Below are 25997 nucleotides of genomic sequence, written 5' to 3'. Positions count from 1 at the left end.
TCGCATAAATGAAACTTGCGACATCTAACCTGTCTTCGGAGGCGACATGTCTGAAATCGATAGAGCCCGCGACCGCAGATTAGAAGTCGTGCGCACTGCCGCCAAACGCTGGCAAGCCCGCACACAGAGCCGAACGTCCGATGCCGCTACGATCGCGCGTTCGGGGCCGGGCACGGCGGACAGTCCGATGCGGCAGGCGAGGTTTGCCGTACGGCAAGACCTTCTGGCGCATGCCGCCAATCTCCGCGAACGAGGCCGACTTCCAATCTTCATCGAGCGAAAAATTGGTCCGACACTCGACTTGATTTCAATGGCACCGAGCGAGGCGGCCCGCAAGGTTGGGCGACCCGTCGCTCGCATCGTCAGCTCTGTCGATCCAAGGGTCCAACCGGAGGGGTTTGCGTCGGGGTTTCTGGTCTCGCCGAGGCTGCTTTTGACGAACTGTCACGTGTTTCCAGATGCAGCCTCGTCTCACGGTACTGGCGCCAATTTCTTGCACGAGTTCGACGAGCATGGTCTCAAGGTGGGTGTGACGTTTGCGATCGATGCCAGCAGCTTCTTTGTCTGTGACAATCATCTTGATTTTGCCTTGGTCGGGGTTAGCCCCATCGCGAATACGGGTGAGCCGATCGAGAGCCTCGGAGCAATCCCGCTCTCGGAGGCAACGTCCAAAGTCCTCAAGGGCTACCCCATTGGGGTGATCCAGTATCCTGACGGCGGTGGCAAGCAATATGCCATCATGAACAACCGGCTGCTCGACGTTCTCGATGAAGGCTTCCTACATTACGAGACCGATACTTTGGAGGGATCATCAGGATCGCCGGCCTTCAGTGAGGCGTGGGAACTGGTTGCCCTTCACCACGCCGGGATACCTGAAATGCGGGGCGATGACATCGTCGCAACCGATGGCTCCGTCTGGACCGAAGATATGGGTGAAGACAAGGTTCATTGGGTCGCCAACGAGGGTATCCGCATCAGCTCAATCGTCCAGGCGTTGGGCAAGGTCAAATTGACCAATGCCAAACAGGCGAAAATCCTAAGCGATCTGCTCGCGGGCACGACGGACCCCGCCGATGATGTCAGTCAAATGCTGAGGGGAGCCGCTCCTACCAGTCTCTTTGCGGCAAGCTCTGGCGGCTCGGAAAACAACCAATTACTAACCCAAAGAGTGGCATTTGAGGAGAGAAGCATGTCCGGTACAAACATGAATTTTAGTGGCCCTGTCACCATCCATGTTTATGCGGAGCAAACGGCTCCGCCACAGCCGGGTGCGGAGTCCGCTGTCGCCGCCCTCGAAAAGACGTTGCGGTTCGATCCGAACTATGAGGATCGCGAGGGTTATCAAGAAGCATTCTTGGGTACTGACGTGGTCGTACCCGTTCCAGGAATCGTGGCCGCGCGGTCTGGCGAGATGTACAAGGAAAATGGTGAAATCCTAATTCTCAAATATCACCACTATAGCCTTGCGATGAATAAAGCTCGTAGGCTCCAGATGTGGTCGGCCGCAAATGTGGACTACAATCCCGATCTTCGAAAACAAAATGGTCGGGCATTTTTCGGAACCGACCGCTGGGTCGCCGATCCGCGGATACCCAACAAATTCCAAATTGCCGATCCAGATTTCTATAAGCCTGCCGGGCAGATCGATCGTGGACATATCGTTCGCCGCGAGGATAGCGCCTGGGGCGAAACCGCAAAAGAACTCGAGTTCTCGAACTCGGACACCTTTCATTGGACGAATTGCACGCCACAGCACCAGGCTTTCAATCGTGAGTCTCCCGGGTCGGCGTACGGCGGCATCAAGGGCCTGTGGGGCGGCTTCGAGGCCTATATTCAAAAGAGCCTGCAGCACGATGATACGAGGGCTTGCATCATCGCTGGGCCGATCCTCGCCGCCGATGATCCAACGGCGGACTTCGGCTCAGGACCGATCGCTTACCCTGTTCTGTTCTGGAAGGTTGTGGCGGTGGCCGCCAAGGACGCTGGAAGCCGATCGCGGCTCTTAACCTACGGCTTCCTTCTTAGTCAGAAGAACGTGGTCGACGATTTCGGCATCGAGTTTGCCCCCGGTCAGTATGCTCGGTATCAGCGGCCACTTGCCGAAATTGCCGAGCTTGCAGGTGTCACTTTTGATGAAAGACTTCTGGCCGCCGATGCCAAGGCACAAGCCGGAGCCTGATTGCGACCGACTGCGCGGCTGCGGCCCGGCACGACCTGGCTCAACGTCTCGCCGCCGATGAAGAACGCGCAAGTCCGATCTGTATCGCAGCCTGGGATCGCGTCGTTCAGGCCGAAGTCGGCGCGGAACTGCCGGAGCGGTGAGTTCTCCGTCATCCGGGATGGTGCGTCAGCACCAGACCCGGAATCTCGAGATTCCGGGTTCGATGCTTTCGCATCGTCCCGGAAAGACGATCGAGCGCCTACCGCCACCTTCGGTGCAGCCACAGCCACTGCTCGGGATGCTCGCGCACCCAGCCTTCCACCACGCTCGTGATCGCCTGGGTCGTGCCCTGGATGTCGATCTTGCCGTCGGCGTCGCGCACCGGCTGGACCTCTTCGGTGATCTCGGCGGTGAAGCGGCCGCCGGGCAGGCGGATGACGCGGACGCCGTGGATCGGGCATTCGACCTGGCGCAACAGGCGCGCCAGCATTGGATTGGCGCGGGTCTTGCGGCCGAAGAAGGTGACCTCGACGCCGCCGGTCAGATATTGGTCGATCAGCATCGCGACGTGCTTGCCGTCTTTGAGCGCCTGCGCGAGCCGCAGCGGCGCGTCGCGCCCCGCGGGGATCAGTGTGCCCATGTTGACCTGGCGCATCTCCTGGATGATGCGGTCGGCGGAGGCGATGTTCGGGCGGCGGTAGAGGATCGCCGCATCGAGCCCGTGTGCGACGGCGGCGAGCGCCGGCAATTCCCAATTGGCCAGATGCGCGGCGAAGATCAGCGCCGGCTTGCCGTCGTCGCGGATGCGGTCGAACAGCTCGATGCTGCGGTCGGGCAGTTCGATCCGGCTGTTGTCGGGATGATCGCGGTCATAATCCCAGACGTGGTCCATGTGGGCGAATTCGGCGCCGACGCGGCCGAGATTGTCCCAGACGCCCATCAGGATGGATTCGATTTCCTCGGGCGACTTGTCCGGAAAGGCGGCGGTGAGATTGGCGCGGCCGATGCGGTGCTCGCGAAGGCGCGGCCCGATCAGCCTGGTGACGCGTGCGAAAAAGTCCGAGGTCTTGGCCGGATCGAAGTAACGCGTGGTGCGCAACATGCCGACGGTGGCAGCCCCGATCAGGCCTCCACCGATCGATTTGGCCGTCTGCCGCGCGCGCGCCTTCGTCCTCGCAGGAAGCAGCGCCATGCGTCCGGTCAGGCCGGTTCGCGGGTCAGGATCAGCGAGGCGTTCTGGCCGCCGAAGCCGAACGAGTTCGACATCACCGCGGTGACGCGGGCATCGCGTGCCTTATTGCCGACGACGTCGAACAGGATCGTGGGATCCGGATTGTCGTAGTTGATCGTCGGCGGGATGCGCTGATGCTCCAGCGTGAGCAGCGAGAAGATCGCCTCGACCGCGCCGGCGGCCGAGATGGTGTGGCCGACCATCGACTTGTTGGAGGTGACCGGAATCTTCGAGACGAGCTCGCCGAACACGGCCGATGTCGTATTGTACTCCATCTTGTCGTTCTCGGGCGTCGCGGTGCCGTGCGCGTTGATGTGGTCGATCTGGTCCGGCGTCATGCCGGCATCGGCCAGCGTCTTGTTCATGCAGCCGATGATCGGCTTGCCGTCGGGCGAGGAGCGGGTGCGATGGAAGGAATCGGTGAGCTCGCCGCAGCCGGCGATCACGCCGAGGATTTTTGCGCCGCGCGCGGTGGCGGCTTCATAGCTTTCGAGCACCAGCGCACCGGCGCCTTCGGCCATGACAAAACCGTCGCGGTTCTTGGAGAAGGGACGGGAGGCCGCCTGCGGCGGGTCGTTCTGGGTCGACAGCGCCGAGAGCAGCGAGAAGCGCACGAGCGCCTCCGGATTCACGGTGCCGTCGGTCGCCACGCACAGCGCGGCATCGGTTTCGCCGCGGCGGATCGCCTCGACGCCGAGTTGGATCGAGGTCGCGCCCGAAGCGCAGGCCGTCGACAACGAGATCGGCGAGCCCTTAGTGCCGAAGGTCTCGGCGAGGTAGGCCGCGACCGAACCGAACATGAAGCGGTGGTGATAGGCGCTGTACTTGCCGCCGCCGGAGATGCGCAGCAGATCGTCGTAGTTGAAGTCGAGCTTACCGACGGCGCGGCCGAGCTCGCGGCGCTGCGGCCATTCGACTTCGACAGGTGCGACCGCAAGGAAGAGAGGACCCGGGAAATCCGCCTTGGCGCCGATGCCGGCCTGGTCCAGCGCCTCCTGCGTCACCAGTTCGGCCATCCGCTCGGACAGGGCGGTGGAGGAGAACGGATCGACGCTGACGAAATCCACCGTGCCGGCCATCGTGGTTTTCAGGCCGTCGACCGGAAAGCGCGTGATGGTGCGGATGCCGGATTCGCCGGCGACGAGCTTCGCCCAATTGTCGGTCTTGCCGTTGCCGAGCGAGGTCATGATGCCCATGCCGGTGACGACGACGACGGGACGCCCGAGTTTGTCGCGTGGTGCAGTCATGTCGATCCCCGCTTGAGCTGGAGCAAGATCCGAAAAAGCGTGACGCGGTTTTTCGAGAAGATCATGCCCAAACAATAACCTGCCAAAGCGCAACGCGCTTTAGCTTACTGCCTCGACCAGCGCCATGCCTTCGCCGCGCCAGTGTCCGGCCCCCACCACCACAATCTGGGTGGGCGCTCCCTGCATTTCAATCTCGGTGCCCGTGGAATCGTTCGGCGGAAACAGGGCGCCGCGCGAGATCGACAGCGCGGCGAGCGCGATGCCGAGCGGGAATTGCGTCTCCATGGTGTGGCCGAACATCGTGCCGGTCGAGCGCACCGGGAACTCGGCGTGGCCCTTCAGGAAGCCGCGCTCTTCCGATGTCGCCGGCTCAGCGCCGGTCGCACCCGATATGATCGCGCCCTTGCCGTCGCGCTTCGGCAACTTTGCCCAAAGCTTCTCCAGCGTCGCGGCCATGTCGCCGGGGGTCTTGCGCCGGGCAAGGTCGGCAACGACGCTCGACAGCTTTGCGAATGGCTTTGCGCCGCGCGCTTCCGCATGCGCCTTCGACTCCAGCACCAGGAACGCGCCAGCGGAGCCGAGCGCGAAGCCGGCGTGATCCTTGCGCGCCCACACGGGGGCGAACTTGTCCTTCAGATTGAAGTCGCCGAATTCGTAGAGGACCATGAGGTCCTTGCGCTCGCCATTGTGCGAGCCGCCGATCAGCGCGATGTCGCTCTCGCCGGAGGCGATCCGCGACAATGCAATGCGGGCGGCATCGGCGCCGGCAACCTCTTCACCCATGAAGGTGCGTGAGGTGCCGCCAATGCCATGCACGATGGCGATATTGCCGGCGAGCAGGTTGGAGAGCTGGGCCAGGAACAGCGTCGGCCTGAGATCGCTCATCAGCCGCTCGTTGAGGAAGCCGGGCGCGTTGGCGCCCTTGGCCTCGGCCGTGAGCACGCCGGTGTCGACGTTGAGATCGCGCTCGCCGCCGCCGGCGGCGACCACCATGTCGATCTTCGACAGGATGTCCTTGTTGCCCTTGATCCCGGCGGAGTCGAGCGCAAGCCCGGCCGCATAGGTGCCGATGCGCTGCCAGGCTTCCATCTGGCGCTGGTCGCCCTTCTTCGGAATCTGGCTGTCGAAGGTAACAGGCATCAGGGGGTGCACGATGTAGGGCGCAAACCCCTTCTCGTCGACATTGATGCGCTTCTCCTGAAGCGCGGCCCAGTTGGCGTCCAGGCCCTCGCCGAGCGAGGTGGCGAGGCCAATGCCGGTGATCCAGACTTCCGTCTGGGCGGGCTTCGAAGCAGTCTCGGTCATGGCGATACGGCCTGTTGCGGAAAGCCGACGCGTTTGGCGACCGCGTCCATGTGGGCGCGCATATCCGCATGGGGAAAGGGAATCTGCGTGAAGGTCAGCGTCGAATTCGCGCGCAGCTTGCCGCCGACCTTGATCTTGGCTTCGGTCACGGCGTAGCCCGAGCCCTGATGGGTCAGGCTCGCCTCGATGCTCATGAGATCGCCGGGGAAGACCGAGCCGCGGACCTTGGCCTCCTTGACGGCAGCCAGGATCGGCATGCGCTCGAATTTGAGCACGCCAAGCTGAAGCCAGCCCGAGGCCTGCGCCATCGATTCGATCAGGAGCACGCCGGGCATCAGGGGATAGCCCGGGAAGTGCCCCTCGAAGATGGTGCTTTCCATCGGGACCTGAGCCTCGACGACAATCGTCTTCGCGTCGACGTTGAGGTCGACGACGCGATCTATCATGTGAAAGTATTCGAGTTGCATGACCGCGCGCTTAGGCGCTCGCGCCCTTGGCCGCAACCAGTTCGTCGATGCGGGCACACAGGTTTTTCAGCACGAAGTACTGCTCGGTGGTCGCTTTGCCGTCGTTGACCTCCTGGGTCCACTTTTCCAGCGGCAGCTTGATACCGAACTGCTTGTCGATCGCGAACGCGATGTCCAGGAAATCGAGGCTGTCGATGCCGAGGTCATCGATGGCATGGCTATCCGGCGTGATCGTGTCGCGCGGGATGTCGCAGGTTTCAGCGATGATCGTAGCGACCTGATCGAATGTGGAGGACATCACTAAGCCTTTGATATTTTGCAGATATTTGTCAGATTGTCCAGAGTGGAACGGTGGGTGGGCATCGCGCCCCGATGACGCCCTCAACCCCCCTCTGGCCGGGTCGAAAGCCCGTATATCGGAGCGCCGCCCTGAGTTCAATGGAGCCGGCGGGTGTGGGGACAGGGCAGGGATGCCCGGCTGAGCCGTTTCCGCCGAAGTACCGCCGGCGGGCCTCGCCAGACGTCTTGCTCGCCAGACGCCTTGCCTAGATGTGCGGCGTCGTGATCTTCACGCAGTCGCGGCGGCCCATCAGCACGCAATCCTGGGTCCGACGCAGGTCGGCGATGCTCACCGCGAGCCATATCCCGATCGCGGTCAGTGCGATGGTGAAGGCCAGCGCCGCGATGTTGGCGAGCATGCGATGGCGGAAATCGTCCGGTTCAGTGCGGGGCTGCTCGTAGCGCGACAGGTCGAGCGGCTCGGGCGCGACGCGCAATTGCTGCACGCTACCGTTGCCGCGGTAGCCCGTCGGGGAAGGCGAGGTGCGCGGCCTGAACTGGAGCACCCGGTGCTCGTCATCCGAGCTTATGGGCCGCTGGGTTGTCATGGTGCAGGGATCACTCCGAAGCAGCGATTTTTAGATAGCATACGTGGTGAACGCGTTGCAGAAAATCTTCTCAACGCGCACGTGCATTGCGCGTCCGCACTATCCTGCAGGGCTGCGAACGAAGGATCGTGGAACCGTGGTCGTTCCGGCATGCAGAGGGTGCGATGCAATAATCCCACCGAACCGAATGCATTTGCCGGCGCGATGCCCATGGCATAGTCCAGGGAACCTGACCACGCAGTTGCAACCATGTTAAAGGCCTTTCGACCATGACCAATACGCGCGAACCGAGAGTGCATCCGGTGTCGATCCTGTCGCTGCGGCCGACGCAGATGACGGTCGGAATGCGCGAGGTCAAGGAGAAGCGCAAGCGCTGGCGCGAGCACGACAAGAAGAAGCAGGCCGATCTGCTCGGCAAGCATATGATCCCCGTCGTGCACGGCCCCGACGAGCGCTATTACGTGATCGACCATCATCATCTCGGTCGCGCGCTGCACGACGAGGGCGTCAAGGAGGTGCTGGTCACCATCGTCGGCGACCTCAGGATGGTCGAGCGCGAAGCTTTCTGGGGCGTCATGGACAACAAGCGCTGGGTCTATCCCTACGACGCCAAGGGTGAACGGCGACCGTTCCGCGATTTGCCCAAATCCGTCGTCGATCTCAAGGATGATCCCTTCCGGAGCCTTGCCGGCGAGCTGCGCCGCATGGGCGGCTTCGCCAAGGACACCACGCCGTTCTCCGAATTCCTGTGGGCCGACTTTCTGCGGCGAAAGCTGTCGCGCAAGGCTGTGGATGCCAATTTCGACAAGGCACTTGAGAAGGCGATGTCCTCAGCCAAGAGCAAGGATGCGATCTATCTGCCCGGCTGGTGTGGGCCAGCGGAGGATGATTAGACGCAACGCTCGCAGCAGTACGGCATGCAGCTGCGCAAACCTGATCTGATCACAGCCTCTTGAGCGAAACCATCTTCCGTCCGCGCGAAGCCGTGCTGAAACAAAACCGTGCCATCTGTTGGGATTGTCGAGCTCTCATAGGAGGCCGAAATGCGCCGTCTGGTTTTCGCCGTTGCCCTGCTCGTGGTCGCTTCAGCCGGGATATCGGCATCGTTCGCGGCAGTTCACCATGCCAAGACATTGACGTTTTCAGAGCGCTTTGCCCCGGCGCTCGAGTTGATGGCGAACCGCTAGGACAGATTCACGCCGGTTCAACCAGCAGCGTCGCGATCGATTTTGCGCAGCCGCACAAAGGCGGCCCAGGCCCGCGGATAATCCTTGTCCGTGGGATCGATCGTAAGAAGCGCGCGGCATGCTTCCTTGATCTCCTCAGGCGAAGGACGCTTGGCCGGAACGCCGGATGATTTGGCGTCCTCCCATCGACCCTCGATATCTTTCGCGAAAGCCAGGGCCTCGGCGCTCGTCCGCTTCTGGGTCGATTTCGCCAGCGGATGGTCCGACGGGAAATTCGGCCATGCGTTCGGCGGCTGGTCGACACGCCACGTCAGTTCATCTGCTTGTCGTGACTCCACGCCCGAACTCGAATGCTGGGCTGCTGGCGCCCATCCTGCCCCTGCTGAGCCTGCCGAACCCGATGAGCCGGCCGATCTCCGCGGGACCGCCGAACCTGGCGCGACCGCCGCTGTCTGTCCGGCCAGCTGGCCAAGCTGTTGTTCCATCGTTCCGCCGCTGGACTTGGGGATGATTTTTTCGACGGTCTTGATCATCGACAGCGCGCCGGGGGATATCAGCGTGTTCTGGTCGGCAATTTTGTCGTCGGCCGCGTCTGGGCAGGGCCTGTAAGCAGAGCGCTGCGACGTCATCCGGCCGTCGTCGTCGATACGGGCAAAATCGATCGCGACGGTGTAAACGAACGCGGCCTCGACATACTGCCTCTCCTTATCCATCGCCTTTACGGAGCCGCATACGTATCTTGCCTTGTCTGCATCGACCGTTCGCAGGCCGTTGAAGTGAGCTGAATTCGGCGCAATGAGGACGCGTAAGACGGCAGCCCGTGCCTTGCCATGCTCCGATTCGAACATGCTCCATATCTCGTTCGCGTTGATGATCTCCGGCTGATAGTTCCAGGCGTATCCGACCGCGAAGAATGCCGTGCCGATACAGGTCGCGACAACAAATGCCCGCACGTTCATGAGAAGCCCCCAACAGGCACGACTCATCCACGTCTCCGGTGACGGAAACTACGCAAGTTGTGCCAAAGCGTTTGTGCTAGTTGAGGGTGAGATTCTTAATAAAACGTATGCGATTGCGAAAACACAGAGTTCCCGTCAAACGGGAGCTCATCCACTGCGTTTGTCGGCGACCCGGTCCTTACCGCGTTCGCGGCAGTCGGTCATTTCTTCGGCAGCCGTCCCATCAGATAGAATTCGTCATTCGGCCGCATACCGGTGAAATTCGCCAGCCGGTTCGACAGTGCGAAGAAGGCTGAGATTGCGGCGATGTCCCAGATGTCGTCGTCGCTGAAGCCATGCGGCGCGAGCGCGGTGAAATCGTCCTCGGAAATCCGCTGCGCATCGGCCGAGACCTTCATCGCGAAGTCGAGCATCGCCTTTTGCCGCGGCGTGATGTCGGCCTTGCGGTAGTTCGTGGCGATCTGGTCCGCGATCAGCGGGTTCTTGGCGCGGATACGCAGGATCGCGCCATGCGCGATCACGCAATACTGGCACTGATTGGCCGCCGAGGTCGCGACCACGATCATCTCGCGTTCGGCTTTGGTAAGGCCGCCGTCCTTCTCCATCAGCGCGTCATGGTAGGCGAAGAAGGCGCGGAACTCGTCCGGGCGGTAGGCCAGCGTCAAGAACACGTTCGGCACGAAGCCGCTCTTCTCCTGCACGGCGAGGAGACGTGTGCGGATGTCGTCAGGGAGCGCATCGAGGGCGGGAGCGGGGAAGCGTTGCGCGGGCTTTGTCATGGGCATGGATTCCGGCTTGGGGCCGGCAACCATAGTCGATGCCGGTGCCATGCTCAACGTGACGCCGGGCTGGCAATGCCGGAGCTGGAAAACGAGTGTTGCTTTACCGCAGCGGCTTCTTCAGCAGCGAGAAGCGGTCCGGATCCAACCCCATCGACGGTTGCAGCATCGGGGCTTCGACGTTGGAGAGCGTCTTCGCGGGCGGCGCCGAGAACACCGGATCGTTCGGCACGTCGCGCTGCGAGGTGGCACCGCGCCAGCGCTCGAGCACGGCGCCGACGAAATGCATGTCGTGACCGGAGGTGACGGACGGCACGCTGCTGATGGTGGCTTCGCCGCGCGGCAATTGATGCGGCGGTACCTCCTTGAAGCGCAGCCGCGTCGGCAGTGCGACACCTTCGCCGAACGCCAGCACTTCGCGGGTACCGAGCGAGGGCACGAACGAAAGCAGGTTCGCGGCTGCATCCGACACCGCGGCGCGCAGCAGCGCCTGGTCGCGCTCGTTGGCAAGACGCATCGTGAACAGCGTGTTGCACTGGGAGATGATGGTGGCGTCGAGCTCGGCCGGACGCTGGGTGATGAGGCCGAGATAGACGCCGTATTTGCGGCCTTCCTTGGCGATGCGCGACACCGCCTTGCGGGTCGGCCCGAAGCCGACATTGCGATCGGCGGAGGCGTAGCGGTGAGCCTCTTCGCAGACGAACAGCATCGGCGAAACGCCGTCGCTCCACAGGCCGAAGTCAAAGGCCATGCGGCAGAGCACCGAGACGACGGAATCGATGACCTCGGCCGGGAAGCCGGCGAGCTGCATCACCGTCATCGGCTTGCCGTTGGCCGGCAGGCGGAACAGATGACTGATCACCTCGGCCATGGTGTCACCGCCGACATTGGCGTTGTCGAACATGAAGGCGTAGCGCGGGTCGTTGCGGACCGCCTCGATGCGGGAGATCAGCTTGTGATAGATGATGCGCGAGGAGCGGTTCTCGAGCTTGCCCATGCGCTCGTCGATCAGCGACATCAGATCGACCAGGCGATAGGGCACCGGCGTATCGACGGTGTAGCCGATCTGCTTGGGATCGATGCGCTTCAAGCCGATGCGGTCGGCGTTCTGGTATTGGGTGTAGACGCCCTTGGCGAGCGGAATGACTTCTGCGAGGACGTCGAGCTCTTCAGGCACGCCGGCGCGGCCGCCGAACAGCACGTCGACGATTTCCTCGAAATTGAACAGCCAGAACGGCAGTTTCAGATTGCGCGGGTTGAGCACCAGCGCGCGGTCGCCGAAGCAGCGGCCATATTCGTTGTGCACATCGAGCAGGAAGATGCGCAGGTTCGGGCGTGCCTTGAGGATCTCGTTGAGCAACAGCGACACGCCGGTCGATTTGCCGACACCGGTCGATCCCAGCACCGCAAAGTGCTTGGAGAGCATTTCCTCGATGTCGACATAGGCGACGACGGAGCTGTCCTGCTGGAGGAAGCCGACATTGATCTGGTCGGAACCGGTGGGCGCGTAGATCGTGCGCAGCTCCTGGCTCGTGATCAGATCGACCGAATCGCCGATGGTCGGATAGTTGGTGACGCCGCGCTGGAATTTGGCCTTGCCGGTCGCGTTGAGGATTTCGCCCAGCAGGTCGACCGAGGCGATGGCGATCAAATTGTCGTTGCTCGAGAGGTTCTCGCAGGACACCTCGGTGATCATGGCGACGATGACCGAGCTGGCGCAGCGGATGCTGACGAAGCGGCCGACAGTGGCCCGAACTTCCGAGACCGGCATCCGGCTTTCAGCCAGCAGCCCGACCCGGGCGAGCGACCCGCGAACTGAAATCACGCGTCCAAAGGATGTCACAATGAATGAACCTGGCAAGAGCAACGGGTTGCCCCGGACTATGCACGGCCGCCGCTGGACAAACGGTTAAACGGCAGGCGCCGGCGCTTCGTTAAATCCGCGACAATTCGGGTGCGAGGTTTGTTCCCAATACATACTTGCGGGCAGAAACGGCCGTAAAATGCTGCTTTTTTCCGGCCGGCGGGCCTGGGAGTGCTTAAGGAAGATTTTACCATTCAGGCAGTCGGTCCGCCGTTCGGGGGACGAGTTGTCATCCTGGATGGCCCGTCATTCGCTCGGGGGCGATGTTTGATTTGTTGACGGGACCTAATCATTTGTACATTAGTACAAATGAACCGGCGACCCCGGTGCCGCCCGCCGGCGCGTGAGCGGATTACAGCCGGCGCCAGATCGCGGGATCCGGTCCAGCGGATCGCAAGCCACGCCTCGGAGGACACCATGCAGCCCGAACCGATCCTCGATCTCGCTCATCTCGGCCACATGGAGCTGTTGACGCCGAAGCCGGACGAGAGCCTGAAATTCTTCGTCGACGTCATGGGCATGACCGTCAGCGGACAAAAGGGCGAGTCGGTCTATTTGCGCGGCTGGGACGATTACGAGCGCTATTCGCTCAAACTGACGGCGTCGAAGACGTCAGGCATGGAGCACATGGCGTTGCGTGCGCGCAGCCAGCAGGCGCTGGAGCGCCGCGTTGCGGCGCTGAAAGGGTCCGGCTTCGACATCGGCTGGATCGACGGCGATATGGGGCAGGGGCCGACCTTCCGCTGCCGCGATCCCGATGGACACATCGTCGAGCTCTATTACGAGACCGAATGGTATCAGGCGCCACCCGAGCTGAAGCCCGCACTGAAAAACCAGGCGCAGCGCTTTCCCGCGCGTGGCGTCAACGTCCGGCGCCTCGACCACCTCAATTGCCTCGCCGTGGACATCAAGGCGAACCGCGAGTTCTTCGAGAATTATCTCGGCTGTCGGCTCACCGAGCAGATCGTGCTCAACGACGGCCGCGAAGCGGCGATGTGGCTGACGATGTCGAACAAGAGCTACGATTTCGCCTATTCGCTCGACCATTCCGGCACGCCCGGCCGCTTCCACCACGTCACCTACGCGCTCGACAGCCGCGAGGAGATCTTGCGCGCCGCAGATATCTTCCTGGAGAACGGTATTCACATCGAGACCGGGCCGCATAAGCACGCGATACAGCAGACCTTCTTCCTCTATGTCTACGAGCCCGGCGGAAACCGCGTCGAAGTCGCCAATGCCGGCGCCCGTCTCATCCTCGCGCCCGACTGGAAGCCGATCGTGTGGACCGAGGAGGAGCGCAAGAAGGGACAGGCGTGGGGCCTGAAGACGATCGAGTCGTTCCATACTCACGGCACGCCGCCGGTGGACGTGAAGAAGCACGCTTAATGTGCTGAGGTCCGGAGGCGCGTGACTGTCTCGCGCACGCCGGTCCATGCTGGCCTGTCCGGTGCGAACTGCTTGCGCAGGAACGTGACGAGTTCCTCGACCTGTGCGTCGCTCATGCTGTTCTTGAATGCCGGCATGTAGCCGAGATCGCTCGACACCGGCTCGGCGATGCCGTGCAGGATGATTTGAACGAGATTGTCCGATGTCGCGCTGTGCAGATTGCTGTTGAGCGCGAGCGAGGGGCGGCTGCCGAACAGCGGCAGGCCGCCGACCTCGTGGCAGACGGCGCAGGCGCCCTGATAGAGTCGCGCGCCGGCTGAGGACGCCATCGTGACTTGCGTTGAAGCTTCGAGCTTTAGAGCAATCGCATCCTGGGCTTTCCCGTCGGTCGCGGCGTCACTGAACGAGTTGAGATAGACGGCCATGGCGCGGATGTCCTGGTCGGGCAGGGCCGCGAGATCCCTGACGATCGGCGCCATCGGTCCGGCGGCGACGCCATGATATCGCGAGTGGCCGGTGCGCAAATAGGCGAAGAGCTCGTCCTCGCTCCATGGGATCGGCGCATGCGAGAGCGAGGTCAGCGGCGGCGCCTCCCAGCCTTCGGCAAAGCCGCCGGCGAGATAAGCGCCACGCTGCTCGGCGCCGAGTGCGTTGCGCGGCGAATGGCAGCCGCTGCAATGGCCGAGGCCCTCGACGAGATAAGCGCCGCGATTCCAGACCTCGGATTTGGCGGGATCAGGCTTGAACTCCCGCGTCTGGTGGAACAGCGCATTCCAGCCCGCGAGCAGCGGGCGGAGATTGAACGGGAAGGCGAGCGTATTCGTAGGCTGCGTCGAGCGCACTGCTGGTTGCGCCATCAGATAGGCATAGAGCGCCTGCATGTCGGCATCGCCAGTCTTCGAAAAGTGCGTGTAGGGGAAGGCGGGATAGAGCTGCCGTCCGTCGCGATGCAGCCCGTCGCGCATCGCGCGCTCGAACGCGGGATAGGACCAGGCGCCGATTCCGGTCTCGATATCTGGCGTGATGTTGGTCGCGTAGATCGTGCCGAACGGCGTCCCCAGGGCGCGGCCACCGGCGTTGAGCGCACCGCCGATCATGGTGTGGCACTCCGCGCAATTGCCGAGTGCGGCCAGTTGTTGCCCGCGCGCGATCGTTGCGGCGGAATAGACGGATGCATCGGGTCGGGTGATCGGCGCGATGGCCCGGCCCGGCAAAAGAGCCGCACCGATGCCGATTGCCGCGGTGCAGACTGCCGCGATCGTCGCGAAGACGCCGGCGCGTTTCGCGAAGGGATTTTCCCAGATGCGGGATGGCTGTGGCGTAGCGGGAGCTGGCAGCGCCTGCGGCGTGGCCGGGGCGCCGCCGTGCAGCCCCTTGAGGATACGCTCAGGCGTGAACGGCGGCTCGCGAAATCGGACGCCGGTGGCATCGAAGATCGCGTTCGCAATCGCGGCCGCACTCGGGACCGAGGCGGATTCGCCGACGCCGAGCGGCGGTTGGTCCTGCCGCGGCAGCAACAACACGTCGATTTTGGGCACGTCAGGGAAGGGGATGATCGGATAGGCACCCCATTCACGCGCCGAGACTGCGCCGCGCTCGAACGAGACCTCCTCCATCAGCGCGCGGCTGGTGGACTGGATGACGTTGCCGTGGATCTGGTGGCGCACGCCGTCCGGGTTGATCATCAATCCGGAGTCCTGCCCGGCGACCACGCGCGTCACGCTGACGTCGCCGGTGGCCTTGTTCACGGCAACGTCGGTGACCCAGGCCGACCACGCCGCGCCGTAGCCGGGGAATTTGCTGTGGACGTAGAGCGCATAGGCAAAGCCGCGCCCATGCACGATCTCGCCGTCTTTCTCTTCGCGCACCGGCCGCGGCGTCCAGCCCGCCCGCTCGGCGACCGCATGGACGAGATCGACGGCGCGCTGGTCCTTCAGGTAACGCAGGCGATATTCGATCGGGTCGACGCCCGCCTCGGTTGCGGCCTCGTCGATATAGGATTCATGCGCAAAGGTGTTCGGCAGGGCCGAGACGCCGCGAAACCAGGACGCACGCACGATCGGCGCCATGTCGTGTGCGACGACGCGCATGTGGTCGTAATCGTAAGGCGGGATCGCGGTGCGGTCGCCCATCTGGAGGACGTCCGGCCTCGGCGATATCCGCCCCGTCAGCAACAGCGCCAACGTCGGGGCGGCATTCGACGGATAGCGCGTGGCGAGATCGTAGGCGGCGACGTCGCCCGCCGCGTCTAGGCCGCCATTGACGTCGATGAGCTGCGCGGCGCCTTTGGGCTCCCAGGCGTGCTCCTGTTCGCGCGTCAGCTGCACGCGCACGGGCCGGCCGACCGCGCGCGAAAGCAACAACGCGTCCGCGGTGACATCGTCGGCGCAGTTGCGGCCGTAGCAGCCGGCGGCCTCCAACCTGATGACCTCGATCTCGCTCTCGGGACGCTCGATCAGCAGCGACAGGTCTGCGCGCAGCACGTGCGGGTTCTGCGTGCCCGACCAGACACGGATGTTACCGTCCTGGAAGTCGGCGACCGCGCAAGACGGGCCGATCGAGGCATGCATCTGATATGGCCAGACGTAAGTGCGCTGCATCGGTTTGGCCGCACCGGCAATGGCAGCGTCGACGTCGCCCTTGTCGATCAGCGTCCGCGGCGTCGATGGATTGGCGCGCAGCGCGTTCTCGACGTCGGCGAGATCGGTCAGTTCAGGCGTCGGTCGCCAGCTCACCGCAAGCTGCTCCGCCGCGCGGATCGCGTTCTCCTCGCGCTCCGCGACGACGCCGACGAAATCGCCAATCCGTACGACGGCCATGATGCCGGGAATGTCGCGCACCGAGGATTCGTCGACCGAAATCAGGCTGGTGCCGACGAACGGGCCGGCGTCGACCCCGGCATAGGGCGGGCGCACCACGCGGCCGTGCAGCATGCCGGATACGCGGATGTCGTGCACGAAGGTCAGCTCGCCCGTGGCCTTGGCCGGGAGGTCGACACGGGGCATCGATTGGCCGACAATGGCGTAATCGCCCACCGGCTTGAGGGCGACGTCGTCGGCAAGCTCGAGACGAATGGTCTCTCCACCGATCAACTCGCCATAGCTGATGCTGCGATTGTCGTGCCCGCGCACGAGGCCGTCTTCGATCCTGAGATCGGCTGCCGGCAGCTCCAGGTGCTCGGCCGCACGTGCGATCAGGAAGTGTCGCGCCTGCGCGGCGGCTTTGCGCAGGGGAACGGCGGTAATCTGGATGGTCTCGCTCGCGATCGTCGCGCCCTGGTTCGGCGCCGTTGCGGTGTCGCCGAGCACGACGACGACGCGGGCAAAGGACACATCCAACTCCTCGGCCACGATCTGGCCAAGCGCCGTGCGGATGCCGGTGCCGAGATCGACATGACCATTGTAGGCGCTGACCAAACCCTCCGCGGTAATGCGGACGAAGGTCTCGGAGGTGCACTCGTCCACCGTGCGGACGACGACGAGCGAGCCGGATTGCAGCTCAGCTCCGTTCGGATGCGGGGAGGCCATCAATCACCGGCCTCGGCGAGCTGGCCAGACGCACGCATCACGGCGCGAAGAATTTCGATATGCGTGCCGCAGCGACAGAGATTGTAGCGCAGCGCCGCCAGCGCCTCCTGCTCGGTGGGCCGCGGGTTGATCGCAAGCAGCGCCTTGGTGGTCATGATCATGCCATTGAGGCAATAGCCGCATTGCGCGGCCTGCTCGTCGATGAAGGCCTGCTGCACCACATCCGGGTTGTCGCGGATACCGAGCCCTTCGAGCGTCACGATGTCGCGGCCGGCGCAGCCACTGATCGGAATGACGCACGAGCGCGCCGCCGCGCCATCGATCAGGACAGTGCAGGTGCCGCATTCACCGAGGCCGCAACCGTATTTCGGACCGTTGAGCGCGAGATCGTTGCGCAGCACATAGAGCAGCGGCGTGTCTCGCGCCGCAGTGAGCTCGTGGATTCTGCCGTTCACGGTGAGGCGGATCGGTGTCTGCGTCATCCTCGTTCCCAAGTCGACTCGTTGAGCGCCGCGGCCAAAGCTTCGCGAATTCCAAGTCCGCTCAAAATCTACGTTGCGACGATACCGTTTGTACACAAACGTGCAAGCCGTGCATGCCGCAGTGCAGCGCGAATGCCTTCTTTGTGGACAGGGCGGGTAGGCAAATGAGGTTTTATGCGGCAGGCGTATGTTTTGCGCCGCACCGCCGCTTGACAGCCATCGGGAGGGCGCGCAACATCGTTCGTGTACAAATGATAACTGCACTGTCGGCTGGCTTTGACATGGTGACTGAACCTACGAGCGCCGCCATCGACAAGATCCGCTGCGATGCGTGTCCGGTGATGTGCTACATCAAGCCGGGCGCGGCGGGCGCCTGCGACCGCTATGCCAATCACGAAGGCAAGCTCGTCCGCGTCGATCCGCATGTGATCCTGGAGCGCACCGTGTCGCATGGCGGCAAGCTCGTTCCGTTCAGCCGCACCGAAGATTGGGACGGCAAGATCGTCCACGAGCCTTCCACCTTTGTAACGGCGATCGGCGCGGGGACGACCTATCCCGACTACAAGCCGGCGCCGTTCATCGTCTCGGCCGAGGTCGACGGCGTCGACATGGTGACTGTCGTCACCGAGGGCATCTTCTCCTATTGCGGCATCAAGGTGAAGATCGACACCGACCGCTATCTCGGGCCGGAGACCGCGACCGTCCGTGCACAAGGCGAGGCGGTCGGCCATGTCACCACCAGCGAATACGGTTCGCAGATGCTGTCGCTCGGCGGCGTGCATCATCTGACCGGCGGCTCCAAGAAGGAGGGCCGCGTCACCTGCGACACGCTGATGGATCTCGCAAATTGCAAGGCGGTCGAACTCACCATCGACGGTGGCGCGAGCGTGGTGGTGCAAGCCGGCCAGCCGCCGATCGTCAACGGCATGAAAGAAGAGCGCATGCGCGTCGGCTGCGGCTCGGCGACGATCGGCATGTTCGCCAAGCAATGGCACGGCAAGGTCGACGAGGTCGTCGTGGTCGACGACCATATCACCGGCGTGCTCTCGGAGCACCAGGCCGGCAAGCTGCTCGACATCGCCGATACCGGCATCAAGATGAAGGGGCGCCGCTCGACGCCCGGCCGCTATTTCCAGGTCGCCGATCCCGGCACGGGTTGGGGCGGCACCAATATCTCCGATCCGCTCGCAATCCTGGGACCGTTCGACGCGAAGGAGGCCAAGCCTGGCCTCACCATGCTGATGGTCTCCACGACGGGCGAGCATTCGTCCTATTACGTGCTCGACGAAGCCTTGAAGCCGGTCGAGACCGAAATGCCTGACGACCTCAAGTTCTCGGTCGAGCGCATTCAGGAGAATTGCGAGCCAGCGCTGTGTACGGTGCTGTTCATGGCCGGCGCCGGTGGTTCCTTGCGGGCGGGCGTGACCGACAATCCAGTGCGGCTGACGCGCTCGGTGAAGGACGCCCTGACGCGCGTCACCAGTGGCGGCGCGCCGGTCTATGTCTGGCCGGGCGGCGGCATCACCTACATGGTCGACGTGACGCAGATGCCGGCGGGGGCGTTTGGTTACGTGCCGACGCCGGCGCTGGTCGCGCCCATCGAATTCACGATGAAGCTGTCGGACTATGCGGCACTCGGCGGGCACATGGATTATGTGAAACCGCTCTCCGAAGTTCAGGGCGGCGAGGATGTCCGCCAATTGCCCTGGCAGAACCCGATTCCGGGGCCTCGGGCATGACAAGGCTCCCGCAAATCGCGTTGCTGTCTGATGGCCGGCGGCTGCATTTGCAGGATGGACCGATTGATTTGATCGTCGAGGCGAGGGGGGCTGCCGACGCAGTGCGCGCGGCCTATGAGGCTGCGGCCCGGCGCTTCACGGGTTTGCTGGACGAGCTCTGCGCGGAACTGCCAGAACTGCGGGCGGCAGCTGAGCCGGAGCGGACATTGCTGGTAGGCGTCGTGGCGCGCCGCATGCACGCCGCGGTGGCGCCCTATGCCGCTGATGACTTCATTACGCCGATGGCGGCGGTTGCCGGCGGCGTGGCGGAGGAGATTCTCGGCGCAATGCTGAACGCTGCGGCGCTCGATCGAGCCTATGTCAATAATGGCGGCGACATCGCCCTGCATCTCGGCGACGGCCAGCATTTTTCGGTCGGCCTGATGGACCGGCCCGATCGCGGCGGCGTGATGCGGGCAATCAGGGTGGATGCCGATGATACCGTGCGGGGCATTGCGACCAGCGGAAGGCACGGCCGCAGCTTTTCGCTCGGGATTGCCGATGCGGTGACCGTGTTGGCCGGAACGGCCTCGCAAGCCGATGCCGCCGCGACGATCGTTGCGAATGCCGTCGATCTGCCGGGGCATTCGGCGATCATCCGAAAGCCAGCGTGCGAGCTTCAGCCCGACAGCGATCTCGGCGCGCGGCTCGTGACCCGCAACGTTGGTGGATTGTCGCAGAACGAGATCGCCACCGCGCTCGAATCTGGCGCGGAATGTGCACGGCAATTATTCGATCGCGGATTGATCGAGGGTGCCGTGTTGCAGCTTTGTGGTGATATGCTTGTCATCGGGACCAAGGATATTGAACGGCAACGATCGCGCCCGCTTGTACAAGAGAACGCGGTTCATGCCTGAACAGGGAAGCGGCTCGAGGAAAAAATCATGAGCGCGATCATCCGCAAGATCGTCACCGTTGTCGAAGAGACGCAGATGGAGATGGGCCGCCAGGTCTCGCCGGCGACGCGGCGTGCGGCGGCAATCGCCGTGATCGAGAACCCGTTTGCCGGAAAATATGTCGAGGATCTCTCGCCGCTGATCGCGATCGGCGAGGAGCTCGGCGAGCTGCTGTCGAAGCGCGCGGTGGCGGCGCTTGGCATCGACGGGTCCAAGGCGCAGAGCTATGGCAAGGCCGCGGCCGTCGGCGAAAACGGCGAGCTGGAGCATGCAGCCGCCATCCTTCACCCGAAAATGGGTGCGCCGGTGCGCAAAGTGCTAGGCAAGGGCGCTGCGCTGATCCCGTCGTCGAAGAAGCGCAGTGGACCCGGCACGACGCTGGACATTCCGTTGGGCCACAAGGATGCAGCCTTCGTGCGCAGTCATTTCGACGGCATGGAAGTGCAGATCAACGACGCGCCGCGCGCCAACGAGATCATGGTCGCGGTCGCCGTCACCGACAGCGGCCGTCCTTTGCCGCGCGTCGGCGGGCTGACCGTTGCGGAGATCAAGGGCGAAGACGGACTGCGTTAATCTTTTCAGAAAAGTGGAGGTTGGGATGCGAGCAAAGAACTATTTTGTCGGCGCGGCGTTCGCGCTGTTGGCAAGCGGCATGGCTCATTCGGCCCTGGCGGAAGACATCAAGATCGGCGAGATCAACAGCTACTCGCTGCTGCCGGCATTCACCGAGCCCTATCGCAAGGGCTGGCAGCTTGCGGTCGAAGAGATCAACGCAGCCGGCGGCATCAACGGCAAGAAGCTCATCGTCGTGTCCAAGGACGACGGCGGCAAGCCGGCGGATGCGCAGACCGCGGCCAACGAGCTGGTGTCGAGCGAGGGCGTGGCGATGCTGACGGGTACGTTCCTGTCGAACATCGGTCTTGCGGTCAGCGACTTCGCCAACCAGAAGAAGGTGTTCTTCCTGGCGGCCGAGCCGCTGACGGACGCCATCACCTGGTCGAAGGGCAACAAGTACACGTTCCGACTGCGCCCCTCCAATTACATGCAGGCGGCGATGCTGGTGGAAGCAGCCAGCAAGCTGCCGGCAAAGCGCTGGGCGACGATTGCGCCGAACTATGAATACGGCCAGTCCGCGGTCGCGGTGTTCAAGAAGCTGATGTCGGAGAAGCGGCCCGACATCCAGTGGGTCGACGAGCAGTGGCCGCCGCAGGGCAAGATCGACGCCGGCCCGGTGGTGCAGGCGGTTGCCGCGGCCAATCCCGAAGCGATCCTCAACGTCACCTTCGGCGCGGACCTCGTGAAGCTCGTGCGTGAAGGCAACACCCGCGGCCTGTTCAAGGGACGCGAGGTCGTCTCGTTCCTCACCGGCGAGCCCGAATATCTCGACCCGCTCAAGGAGGAGACGCCAGAGGGCTGGATCGTCACCGGCTATCCCTGGTACTCGATCAAGACGCCCGAGCACGACGCGTTCCTGAAGGCCTATCAGGCCAGGTACAACGACTATCCGCGCCTCGGCTCGATCGTCGGCTACCAGACCATCAAGTCGGCGGCGGCGATCCTGGCGAAGGCCAATTCGACCGATCCGGAGAAGCTGATCACTGCGGCGGAAGGGCTGTCGATGCCGTCGCCGCTGGGCGAGATCACCTTCCGCAAGATCGATCACCAGTCGACGCTCGGTGCCTATGTCGGCAAGACCGCGCTGAAGGACGGCAAGGGCGTGATGGTGGACTCGTCTTACAAGAAGGGCGCGGATTATCTGCCAAGTGATGCCGAAGTCGAGAAGCTGCGTCCGAAGGATTGATCTCCGCTGCCGTAGGGTGGGTTAGCCGGAGGCGTAACCCACCACGGTCTGTACCCGCAGAACCAGAAGAGGTGGGTTACGCTGCGCTAACCCACCCTACGAAGCTCTCTCTCCCCGCAAGCGGGGAGAGGTGATGCAACACTAACCCGGACCGCCGATGGCCTTTTATGTCGTACAGTTTCTGACCGGTCTCGCCAGCGCAGCGTCGCTGTTCCTGGTGGCGTCGGGCCTGTCGATCATCTTTGGCGTGACGCGGATCGTGAATTTCGCGCACGGCGCCTTCTACATGATTGGTGCCTATATCGCCTTCACGCTCACCGAGCGCCTATCGGGGACGTTCGGCTTCTGGGGCGGGATCGTCATCGCTGCGCTTGCCGTGGCGGTGATCGGCGTCATTGTCGAGATGGTGCTGCTCCGGCGGATCTATCACGCGCCCGAGCTGTTCCAGCTGCTTGCGACCTTCGGCCTGACCTTGATGGTCGAAGACCTCGTCGTCCTGATCTGGGGCCCGGACGATCTCGTCGGGCGCCGTGCACCCGGCTTCAAGGGGGCGATCGACTTCTTCGGCCAAAACATCCCGAGCTATGATTTATTCCTGATCGTGCTCAGCCCGGTCGTGCTCGGCATTCTCTGGCTTTTGTTTCAGCGCACGCGCTGGGGCGTGCTGGTGCGCGCAGCGACGCAGGACCGCGACATGGTCGCAGCGCTCGGCGTCAATCAGAAATGGCTGTTCACGAGCGTGTTTGCGGTCGGCGTTTTCCTCGCCGCTCTCGGCGGTGCGCTCCAGATCCCACGCGATGCCGTGCATCATGCGATGGATTTGCGCATCATCGTCGAGGTCTTCGTTGTCGTGGTGATCGGAGGCCTCGGCAGCATCATCGGTGCTTTCGTCGCGGCGGTGCTGGTCTCCGAGCTCAACGCCTTCGGCATCCTGATCTTTCCCAAAATCTCCATCATCCTGGTGTTCCTGGTGATGGCGGCGGTGCTGATCGTGCGGCCCTGGGGCCTGTTCGGCAAACCAGAGGCCCCCGCGCGCAAGACGCCGGGTCTCACCGTCAATCCCTGGCGGCCGCTGATGTCGAATGAGCGGCTGGCTGCGCTTGCAGCGCTCGTCATCGCAGCGACGCTGCCGCTGTTCGCCGGCAACTATGCACTGACCGTCGGCTCGGAGATCGCGATCTCCGTGATCTTCGCCGTCAGCCTGCACTTCCTGATGTCGGTCGGCGGGCTCGCGTCCTTTGGCCACGCCGCCTATTTCGGCCTCGGCGCTTACGGCGTCGCTTTCCTCGCCAAGATGGCGGGGCTGCCGATGATCGTCTGCCTGTTGCTCGGTCCGCTGCTCGGCTGCATGGGCGCTGCCGTGTTCGGCTTCTTCGCGGTACAGCTCTCGGGCGTCTATTTTGCGATGCTGACGCTCGCCTTCGCGCAGATCGTCTGGTCGATCGCGTTCCAGTGGGTGAGCGTCACCGGCGGCGACAACGGCATCCTGGGCGTCTGGCCCGCGAGCTGGGCCGCGAGCCCATCGCATTTCTATTGGCTGTCGCTCGGTGTTGCTGCGCTCGTGACGATCGCTTTGCGGGCAATGGTGTTCTCGCCATTCGGCTATGCGCTGAGAGCAACGCGCGACTCGCTGCTGCGCAGCGAAGCGGTCGGCATCAACGCCAAGCGCATCCAGTGGACGGCCTTCGTGATCGCGGGCACGACCGCGGGCATCGGCGGCGCGCTGTTCGCCTACCTCAAGGGTAGCGTCTTCCCGGACAATCTCGGCATCTCGCTCTCGGTCGATGCGCTGGTCATGGTGCTGCTCGGCGGCGTCGAGACGGTGTCGGGCGCGGTGATCGGCGCCATCGTCTACAAGGCCTTGAACATCTGGCTGGTCAGCCAGACCGATCTGTCAAAACTCGTGCTCGGCGGCTTCATCGTTCTGATCGTCGTCGTCTTCCCCAAGGGCATCGTCGGCATGCTGGAGATGCTGGCGCAGCGCCGCAGGAAGGCATCGCCGCCGGGCTCCCCCTTGCTTGCCAAGCCGATCGAGTCCGCCGAATGAGCGTCGCCCCCCCACTTCTCGCGGTCGAAGGACTGACCAAATCCTACGGCGGCGTCCACGCCGTGCGCGGCGTCTCGTTCTCGCTGCGATCAGGCGAGATCCTGGCGCTGATCGGACCGAACGGCGCGGGCAAGAGCACTTGTTTCGATATGCTCAACGGACAGAACAAGCCTGACACCGGCCACGTCCGCCTGCTCGGCGAGGACACAACCGGCAGGAAGCCGCGCGAGATCTGGCGGATGGGCGTGGGCCGCACCTTCCAGATCACCGCGACTTTCGCGACCATGACGGTGCGCGAGAACGTGCAGGTCGCGCTGATCTCGCACGGCAAGCAATTGTACAATCTTTGGGGCTCGGCACCGAACTTCGACCGCGGCGAAGCCGGGCGACTGCTCGAACTGGTCGGCATGGGCGGCTATGCGGATCGCCCTTGTGGCGAGCTTGCCTATGGCGATCTCAAGCGGCTCGAGCTCGCCGTCGCGCTCGCCAACCAGCCAAAGTTGCTGCTAATGGACGAGCCGACCGCCGGCATGGCGCCGCGCGAGCGCGTCGATTTGATGCGACTGACCGCGCAGATCGCCCGGGAAAAATCGATCGGCGTTCTCTTCACCGAGCACGACATGGACGTGGTGTTCGAGCACGCCGATCGCATCATCGTGCTCAACCGCGGCACGCTGATCGCCGAGGGCTCGCCGGCCGAGGTCCGCGGCAATCCGCAGGTGCAGGCGGTCTACCTTGGCGAGGGCCTGCTATACGATGCCGGGCATCGCGAGGGAGCATCGGCATGAAGCTCACGGTGCAAGACCTCAATAGTCATTATGGCCCGGCCCATATCCTGTTCGACATCGGCTTCGAGGTCGGCGAGGGGGAAGTCGTGGCATTGCTCGGCCGCAATGGCGCCGGCAAGTCGACGACGTTCCGCTCGATCGTCGGGCTCGTCGCGCAGCGCTCAGGACGGATCATGTTCGAAGGCAAGGATGTCTCGGCGCGTCCAACGCATGAGATCGTGCGCGATGGGCTTGGTTACGTGCCGGAGGAGCGGCGTATCTTCACCGATCTGACGGTGGAAGAGAATCTGGAAGTCGGCCGCCAGCCGAAGCGCCCGAACGCGCCGCACTGGACCCGCGACAAGCTGTTTTCGCTGTTCCCCAACCTCGGCGAGATGAAAAATCGCCCGGGTGGCCGCATGAGCGGCGGCGAGCAGCAAATGCTCACCATCGCACGCACGCTGATGGGCAATCCGTCGCTGGTGCTGCTCGACGAGCCCTCGGAAGGCCTGTCGCCGAAGATCGTGGAGCAGATGGTTGAGGCCATCCTGACCATGAAGAAGGAGGGCGTCAGCATCGTCGTCTCCGAGCAGAATCTGCACTTTGCGCGGCTGATCTCCGATCGCGCCTATATCATCGAGCGCGGCCGCATCTGTTTCGGCGGCACCATGGCCGAGCTCGATGCGCGTCCGGATATCCGCGACGCACATTTGTCGTTGTAGGGGGCGGGGAGCGGATGGCGAGAAGCGTCGCGGCGAAGAAAAGCGTCAAACCGGCAAAGCCGCCTTACGTGCTCGATGAGCAGGTTGGCTTCATCCTTCGACAGGTCTGGCAGCGTCACAGCGCGATCTTCTCTCGCGAGATCGGCACCAATATTACGCCGACGCAATGGGCGGCGCTGTCGAAGCTCGCCGAGGCCGGGCCATGCTCGCAGAACCAGCTCGGGCGCCTGACGGCGATGGATGTGGCGACCATCAAGGGCGTGATCGATCGTTTGACGGCGCGCGGCCTGACCGAAACCAGCCAGGATCCCGAGGACGGACGGCGGCTTCTGGTCAGCCTGACGCGCGCGGGCCAGCAGCTGGCGGAAAAGGTCGCGCCGAATGCGCTCGCGATCACCCGGGAGACGCTGGCGCCGCTCGAGGCAAAGGAGCGCGAGATGCTGATGGCGCTGTTGAACAAGCTGCGGTGAGGCGCGACTAACCTCGATGAAGGTCTTGTCGAGG

The 25997-nt window shown here is 63.5% G+C and carries 23 protein-coding genes; 12 read left to right on the top strand and 11 right to left on the bottom strand.

What is annotated here, in order from left to right; translation table 11 throughout:
• The first annotated feature begins 46 nt into the window (after window positions 1–46).
• Window positions 47–2179: a DNA/RNA non-specific endonuclease gene (locus AC0L3K_RS06440; RefSeq protein WP_473365616.1), complete on the top strand. Its 2133-nt coding sequence runs from the start codon at window positions 47–49 to the stop codon at window positions 2177–2179.
• A gap of 241 nt (window positions 2180–2420) precedes the next feature.
• Here AC0L3K_RS06440 and AC0L3K_RS06435 read toward each other — a convergent pair whose 3' ends face one another.
• The 6 genes from AC0L3K_RS06435 to AC0L3K_RS06410 all read right to left on the bottom strand — a co-directional run bounded on the left by AC0L3K_RS06435 (window position 2421) and on the right by AC0L3K_RS06410 (window position 7298).
• On the bottom strand, window positions 2421–3353 hold the full coding sequence (locus AC0L3K_RS06435) for a lipid A biosynthesis lauroyl acyltransferase (protein ID WP_007592481.1): 933 nt from the start codon (window positions 3351–3353) through the stop codon (window positions 2421–2423).
• Between the two features lie 8 nt (window positions 3354–3361).
• Window positions 3362–4639 carry a beta-ketoacyl-ACP synthase gene (locus AC0L3K_RS06430; RefSeq protein WP_007592479.1) on the bottom strand — a complete coding sequence of 426 codons (1278 nt, stop codon included), beginning with the start codon at window positions 4637–4639 and terminating at the stop codon, window positions 3362–3364.
• A gap of 99 nt (window positions 4640–4738) precedes the next feature.
• Complete coding sequence (locus tag AC0L3K_RS06425; protein ID WP_007592478.1) at window positions 4739–5944, bottom strand: beta-ketoacyl-ACP synthase; 1206 nt, start codon at window positions 5942–5944, stop codon at window positions 4739–4741.
• On the bottom strand, window positions 5941–6411 hold the full coding sequence (locus tag AC0L3K_RS06420) for a 3-hydroxyacyl-ACP dehydratase FabZ family protein (RefSeq protein WP_007592477.1): 471 nt from the start codon (window positions 6409–6411) through the stop codon (window positions 5941–5943). Before AC0L3K_RS06420 ends, AC0L3K_RS06425 begins: the two co-directional genes overlap by 4 nt.
• Window positions 6412–6421: 10 nt before the next feature.
• Complete coding sequence (locus AC0L3K_RS06415) at window positions 6422–6709, bottom strand: acyl carrier protein (protein WP_007592476.1); 288 nt, start codon at window positions 6707–6709, stop codon at window positions 6422–6424.
• Window positions 6710–6956: 247 nt separating this feature from the next.
• The gene (locus AC0L3K_RS06410) at window positions 6957–7298 is read right to left on the bottom strand and encodes a hypothetical protein (RefSeq protein WP_007592473.1); all 342 of its coding nucleotides are present in this window, start codon (window positions 7296–7298) and stop codon (window positions 6957–6959) included.
• Between the two features lie 269 nt (window positions 7299–7567).
• Here AC0L3K_RS06410 and AC0L3K_RS06405 point away from each other — a divergent pair, with 269 nt between their 5' ends.
• Both AC0L3K_RS06405 and AC0L3K_RS06400 read left to right on the top strand, forming a co-directional pair.
• Window positions 7568–8191, top strand: coding sequence for a ParB-like protein (locus AC0L3K_RS06405; RefSeq protein ID WP_007592469.1), 624 nt, complete (start codon window positions 7568–7570; stop codon window positions 8189–8191).
• Window positions 8192–8341: 150 nt separating this feature from the next.
• The gene (locus AC0L3K_RS06400; RefSeq protein ID WP_007592467.1) at window positions 8342–8485 is read left to right on the top strand and encodes a hypothetical protein; all 144 of its coding nucleotides are present in this window, start codon (window positions 8342–8344) and stop codon (window positions 8483–8485) included.
• A 17-nt stretch (window positions 8486–8502) separates the two neighbouring features.
• Here AC0L3K_RS06400 and AC0L3K_RS06395 read toward each other — a convergent pair whose 3' ends face one another.
• The 3 genes from AC0L3K_RS06395 to AC0L3K_RS06385 all read right to left on the bottom strand — a co-directional run bounded on the left by AC0L3K_RS06395 (window position 8503) and on the right by AC0L3K_RS06385 (window position 12066).
• Window positions 8503–9444, bottom strand: a complete 942-nt coding sequence (locus AC0L3K_RS06395; protein ID WP_473365615.1) for a hypothetical protein — start codon at window positions 9442–9444, stop codon at window positions 8503–8505.
• 200 nt (window positions 9445–9644) lie between these two features.
• Entirely contained in the window at window positions 9645–10223 is a 579-nt protein-coding gene (locus AC0L3K_RS06390) for a peroxidase-related enzyme (RefSeq protein WP_007592464.1), read from the bottom strand.
• Window positions 10224–10326: 103 nt separating this feature from the next.
• Complete coding sequence (locus AC0L3K_RS06385; protein ID WP_007592463.1) at window positions 10327–12066, bottom strand: ATP-binding protein; 1740 nt, start codon at window positions 12064–12066, stop codon at window positions 10327–10329.
• 438 nt (window positions 12067–12504) lie between these two features.
• Between AC0L3K_RS06385 and AC0L3K_RS06380 the strand changes: the two genes are divergently transcribed.
• Window positions 12505–13473 carry a catechol 2,3-dioxygenase gene (locus tag AC0L3K_RS06380; protein WP_007592461.1) on the top strand — a complete coding sequence of 323 codons (969 nt, stop codon included), beginning with the start codon at window positions 12505–12507 and terminating at the stop codon, window positions 13471–13473.
• Here the strand turns inward: AC0L3K_RS06380 and AC0L3K_RS06375 are convergent.
• Window positions 13470–17000 (bottom strand): molybdopterin cofactor-binding domain-containing protein, encoded by a 3531-nt coding sequence (locus AC0L3K_RS06375; protein ID WP_473365614.1) that lies wholly within the window; start codon window positions 16998–17000, stop codon window positions 13470–13472. The two genes, AC0L3K_RS06380 and AC0L3K_RS06375, sit on opposite strands and share 4 nt — an antisense overlap.
• Window positions 17000–17482 carry a (2Fe-2S)-binding protein gene (locus tag AC0L3K_RS06370; RefSeq protein WP_007592457.1) on the bottom strand — a complete coding sequence of 161 codons (483 nt, stop codon included), beginning with the start codon at window positions 17480–17482 and terminating at the stop codon, window positions 17000–17002. Before AC0L3K_RS06370 ends, AC0L3K_RS06375 begins: the two co-directional genes overlap by 1 nt.
• A 281-nt stretch (window positions 17483–17763) precedes the next feature.
• On the opposite strand from AC0L3K_RS06370, the gene AC0L3K_RS06365 reads away from it, so the two are divergent.
• From AC0L3K_RS06365 to AC0L3K_RS06330, 8 genes are all read left to right on the top strand, one after another.
• Entirely contained in the window at window positions 17764–19221 is a 1458-nt protein-coding gene (locus tag AC0L3K_RS06365; RefSeq protein WP_035992890.1) for a hypothetical protein, read from the top strand.
• Window positions 19218–20117, top strand: a complete 900-nt coding sequence (locus AC0L3K_RS06360; RefSeq protein WP_473365613.1) for a UPF0280 family protein — start codon at window positions 19218–19220, stop codon at window positions 20115–20117. The genes AC0L3K_RS06365 and AC0L3K_RS06360 overlap by 4 nt, the downstream gene beginning before the upstream one ends.
• 27 nt (window positions 20118–20144) lie before the next feature.
• A complete protein-coding gene (locus AC0L3K_RS06355) occupies window positions 20145–20729 on the top strand; it encodes an amino acid synthesis family protein (protein WP_007592453.1) in 585 nt (194 codons plus the stop codon).
• A gap of 25 nt (window positions 20730–20754) precedes the next feature.
• On the top strand, window positions 20755–21957 hold the full coding sequence (locus AC0L3K_RS06350; protein ID WP_007592452.1) for an ABC transporter substrate-binding protein: 1203 nt from the start codon (window positions 20755–20757) through the stop codon (window positions 21955–21957).
• 157 nt (window positions 21958–22114) lie between these two features.
• A complete protein-coding gene (locus AC0L3K_RS06345) occupies window positions 22115–24004 on the top strand; it encodes an ABC transporter permease (protein ID WP_473365612.1) in 1890 nt (629 codons plus the stop codon).
• Window positions 24001–24792 carry an ABC transporter ATP-binding protein gene (locus tag AC0L3K_RS06340; protein WP_473365611.1) on the top strand — a complete coding sequence of 264 codons (792 nt, stop codon included), beginning with the start codon at window positions 24001–24003 and terminating at the stop codon, window positions 24790–24792. The genes AC0L3K_RS06345 and AC0L3K_RS06340 overlap by 4 nt, the downstream gene beginning before the upstream one ends.
• Complete coding sequence (locus tag AC0L3K_RS06335; RefSeq protein WP_007592446.1) at window positions 24789–25493, top strand: ABC transporter ATP-binding protein; 705 nt, start codon at window positions 24789–24791, stop codon at window positions 25491–25493. Before AC0L3K_RS06340 ends, AC0L3K_RS06335 begins: the two co-directional genes overlap by 4 nt.
• A gap of 14 nt (window positions 25494–25507) precedes the next feature.
• Window positions 25508–25963 (top strand): MarR family winged helix-turn-helix transcriptional regulator, encoded by a 456-nt coding sequence (locus AC0L3K_RS06330; protein ID WP_007592445.1) that lies wholly within the window; start codon window positions 25508–25510, stop codon window positions 25961–25963.
• Window positions 25964–25997: the final 34 nt, after the last annotated feature.

The organism is Bradyrhizobium sp. MI1.10 (assembly GCF_055811035.1).
This window is presented reverse-complemented; position numbering and strand designations above follow the sequence as displayed.